Origin of the sequence: Acidiplasma aeolicum (genome assembly GCF_001402945.1) — an archaeon.
GTDB lineage: Archaea > Thermoplasmatota > Thermoplasmata > Thermoplasmatales > Thermoplasmataceae > Acidiplasma > Acidiplasma aeolicum.
In genome coordinates this window covers 1-4093 of the sequence record NZ_LKBG01000032.1, presented here as the reverse complement: position 1 = coordinate 4093, position 4093 = coordinate 1, and the positions used below count along the sequence as shown (strand labels likewise).

At 35.3% G+C, this 4093-nt stretch carries 2 protein-coding genes and 1 pseudogene; all 3 read right to left on the bottom strand.

Annotated features, from left to right (window positions below; translation table 11 throughout):
* Positions 1-1098: pseudogene (locus tag AOG54_RS01280) on the bottom strand (M13 family metallopeptidase N-terminal domain-containing protein); the annotation flags it as partial.
* Between the two features lie 41 nt (positions 1099-1139).
* A complete protein-coding gene (locus AOG54_RS01275) occupies positions 1140-3008 on the bottom strand; it encodes a helicase C-terminal domain-containing protein (protein WP_055032298.1) in 1869 nt (622 codons plus the stop codon).
* 35 nt (positions 3009-3043) lie between these two features.
* On the bottom strand, positions 3044-4093 hold a 1050-nt coding region (locus tag AOG54_RS01270), incomplete at its 5' end, for an MBL fold metallo-hydrolase RNA specificity domain-containing protein (protein ID WP_330218508.1).

Below are 4093 nucleotides of genomic sequence, written 5' to 3'. Positions count from 1 at the left end.
TAATCTCTCACTAAATGCATCCTTTATGTCATTAACCATTATTTCCATTTTTTTCCTTGCATTCTCACCAAAATATTTTTCTACATAAAGTTTACCAAGGGCCTCACCAATGGATGCATCAATAACCTTCACAGCAATCTTCCACCTATCCTCCTGCTTTTCCTGCCCTAAAAGAATCTGCTTATAGAATCTAAAATTTTCATCCCGTACCTCCCTGTGCAGGAACGGTGCAGACTGATTCAGAACGTTCCACATCATGTAATGCCTTATTTTTTTTATGTCAAAATTTTCAATTATTTGCGATACGCGCTCAAAGAATTCGGGCTGGCCTATTATAACATAGCCTGATGGCATATTTATGAACCTGAGAAAGCGCAAAAGATTTAACCCGGTAAATTTATTTTTTAAATCTTCTAATTCCATTTTATTGTAGTTTTTTTCAGGATCTCTTAGCTCCTCCCTGGGCCTGCTGGCCCCTGCAAGCTCCATTTCAATTTCGAGCACATCATTTACCGCCATTTCAGGATTTTCAAGCCCATAATAGCCAAAAATATTTTTTACATATTTTTTGTATTCATTCAGAATTCCTTTAAAATTAGAATTAAGGTAATACTCACGATCAGGAAGTGATAATCCTGACTGCCCCATGTAAAATCCATATATATTACTATTTTTTGCATCTGGTTCTGTTCCAATATCAAAAAATAAGGAAAAACCCTGCATTAAAAGGTTTGCCATAAGATCAGGAATTTTGCTCCTGTCATTAAGTTCCTGTATTTCACTGATTATTTTTTCAACAGGCTGGAATTTTATTTTATCTATTAGATCAGTATTCATTGCAGATTTATAGAAATCACCAACAATTTTTTCCTCATAATTTGGGTCTTTTTTTGTAGATGCCTCCTCACATATTTTTCCAAGCAATTTTTGATTCCTATCATACAGAATAGAAAATGCCTCATACCTTACCTTGTCTGGGGGTATTTCATACCTTTCAAGCCATTTCCCGTTGGCAAATGTATAAAAATCCTTAAAAGGATCAATGCTTTTATCCATGTATTCCACAGAAAATTTTAATTCTTTTTCCAGATCATCCATTATTTCTAATATCAGTATTTTATTTAAAAATTTTGAGCATATTAATTATTTAATAAATTATCCCTCCAGTATTTTGAATCAAAGCGGTCATCGCACAGATATATATTTGCCACGTCATCTGGAGATCTCGTTGACCGTCCAGCTGCCTGTTTTATTTTTATGAGTGCATACTCATAATAAAGTAGGCTGTATATATTTTCACCGCTGAGTGTTTTTTCAAGATATTTTATCTTATTTTTCCTGTAATCATCAAGTGGCATCAATGGCAGCCCTGCTATAATAACATCACTTATCAGACTTCTGTTATTCTTTGTTATCTGTATCCCCTCAAGAAGCCTGCCGCCATGAACTGAAAAAATAATTAATTTATCAGATAGAGCCTTTTTAATTATTAATGAGTATGTTAATTTTTTATTTTCAAAGACAGAAAAAGGCCTTAATTCATCAGGCAGGTAATCTGCAATTCCAGGAATTCTTTTATCATGGTCTCCATAAAGTATTTTATATGATGGTACAGCAACAAGAACAGAATTTATTGAGTTACTGTATGTTTTTATGATAAATTCCATATATTTTTTTAAAATATCTGACCAGATCTCAGTATTATCCCGGTATCTGCCAAGTGTTGAAAAACCCTTTACGATACTATATTTTTTAACACCACCAGTATTGTAAAATATATCATTTACCCTTATATACAGCATATTCTCAAAATTCCAGATCTTTGAAATATGGTCAGCGGATGGCATGGTTCCGGACATGAATAATACGGGCTTATTTTTCAAAAATTTAAGATATTCTGATGTATTATAGTACATAATCCTCAGTCTTTTATATGGATCGCCCCTCTCTGGATAAAATTTTTGTGAGTATATATCACCATTTTCAAGCCTCTGTGCATCATAAAGAAAGTTATAAACAGTCTCCAGGTAATTCCTTCTTCTTTCCTTTATGGGTCTGTTATCATTAATTGCCTGAAATTTTTCAGAAAAAATTTGGATATAATTAATATCACCGAGCCTTGATTTCACATCATCTGAAAACCTGAAAAGTTTTAAATCATCACCAGATTTTGTGCCCTCAATATCCTTTTCAAGTTTCTCCAGGAGCAGATTTGCGCCTATTCTTTCATGGCATTTATATTCCTCAAGGGGAAAGGTATCCACAAGTTCATTAATCGAACCATTCACTGTTTTTTCTGATATTGATCTTCCAAAGTTTTCAATGACCGAATCTATGTTGTGTGCCTCATCGAAAATAATATAGTAATCGTTTATATCCATGGATTCCTCACCCTCTGTCCCATGAAATATATTAAATCTGATTGATGGATTTAAAAGGTAATTGTATGTCATTGCCACAACAGTTGCATTTTTCATTGAGGACCTTACAGAATAATACGGGCAGTATGCGGTTATATTGCCATTGCCAGTCTGGATTAGATTTCCCTTTGAATCCCTTTTAATTAAATTATTATTTATGTCATTACGGATGTTTTCAATGGATAATGATATTATTTTGTTATAATAATCATCCGGTGGCATTTTAATATGCATATCAATATCCATAATTTTATCCTTTAAAATACATCCCTTGCAGACGTTTTTCTGTGATTCCTCATCAGAATCATACCATCTCTCCTTTAACGGACAAAGTGTGCTTTTTCCATAAAGGTATATTACCGGTAGGTCAAAATATTTAATATTATCCTCATAAAGCCTGGTGAATTCATTATGTGTCCTTGTTACATAAATGAGCTTTTTGCCTGACATGAATGATAAATATAAAATAAAGCTGGTTTTGCCGGAACCTGTTGGGGCCTCAAGGGCTATAACATTTCTGTCCTCAAGATTTTTTTCAACCGTGCCAAATAAATGGCCCTGCCATTCCCTTGGATGAAAAGGTTCCATGTTATTATTATGATAAAATAGTATTTAACAATTGATTAATATAATCTCGTTGTCTCAAGATTTTTCATGGAAATGGTTTCAACACCAAATTTTGCATGGATTAGGCGTGCAAATTCATAGCACTTGTCCCCATCCCCATGGTTTACAAGTATTCTCTGCGGTCTTGGCTGCATGGTTCCTATAAAGTTTATTAGCTGTTTTTTTGTTGAATGTCCTGAGAACCCCTCAGCATTTTCCACATTCATCTTTATATCAAATTTGGTTGATTTGCCATTCTCTGAAAGTGTTACTGATGATGCACCATTCTGTATGCGCCTGCCAAGCGTTCCATCGGCCTGGTATCCAACAAATGCGAGCGTGTTATTCTCTGATGAAACAAGTGCCTTAAAATATTCCAGAACAGGGCCACCGTTCATCATGCCCGCTGTTGCCAGTATTACCTTGCTATCCGGATCATCTATTACATCATCACGCTGTTTTTTTGTATCAACGCTATGGAATATTGGGCTTAAAAATGGATTGGCACGCTTTACCATTATCTGTTCCCTTAGCTCCCTGTTGAGATATTCAGGGTATGCGGCATGAATTGCGGTCGCCTCCATAATCATACCATCCAGGTAAACCCTGGTATTTTCAGGTATCAGCTTGTTTCTGTATGCGTCCTCAAGAACAAGCATTACCTCCTGGCTCCTGCCCACAGCAAAAACCGGTATAAGTACAGTGCCATGTTTGTCAAAGGTGCGGTTTACAACATCAACAAGTGTATTGTACGCCTCCACCCTTGTATATGAATAATCATCACGGCCAGCATACGTTGATTCTATCATTAAAGTTTCTGCCCTTGGGAATCTGTTAACTGCAGGATTAAACAACCATGTCTTCTCATATTTTTGATCACCACTTAAAACTATATTATATAAGCCCTCGCCTATGTGAAGATGCACTGCAGCAGACCCAAGTATGTGGCCTGCATTATAAAGTGTTAATCTTATATCCGGCGTTATATCTGCCGTTTCGTTGTATTTCAATGTGATTGTTCTTTTCAATTCCTCCCTTATGTGCTTTGATTCATATGAGATTTTATG

Excerpts from the sequence above, each read along its gene's own strand:
- AOG54_RS01275 (WP_055032298.1), bottom strand. The coding sequence starts at position 3,008 with ATGGAACCTTTTCATCCAAGGGAATGGCAGGGCCATTTATTTGGCACG.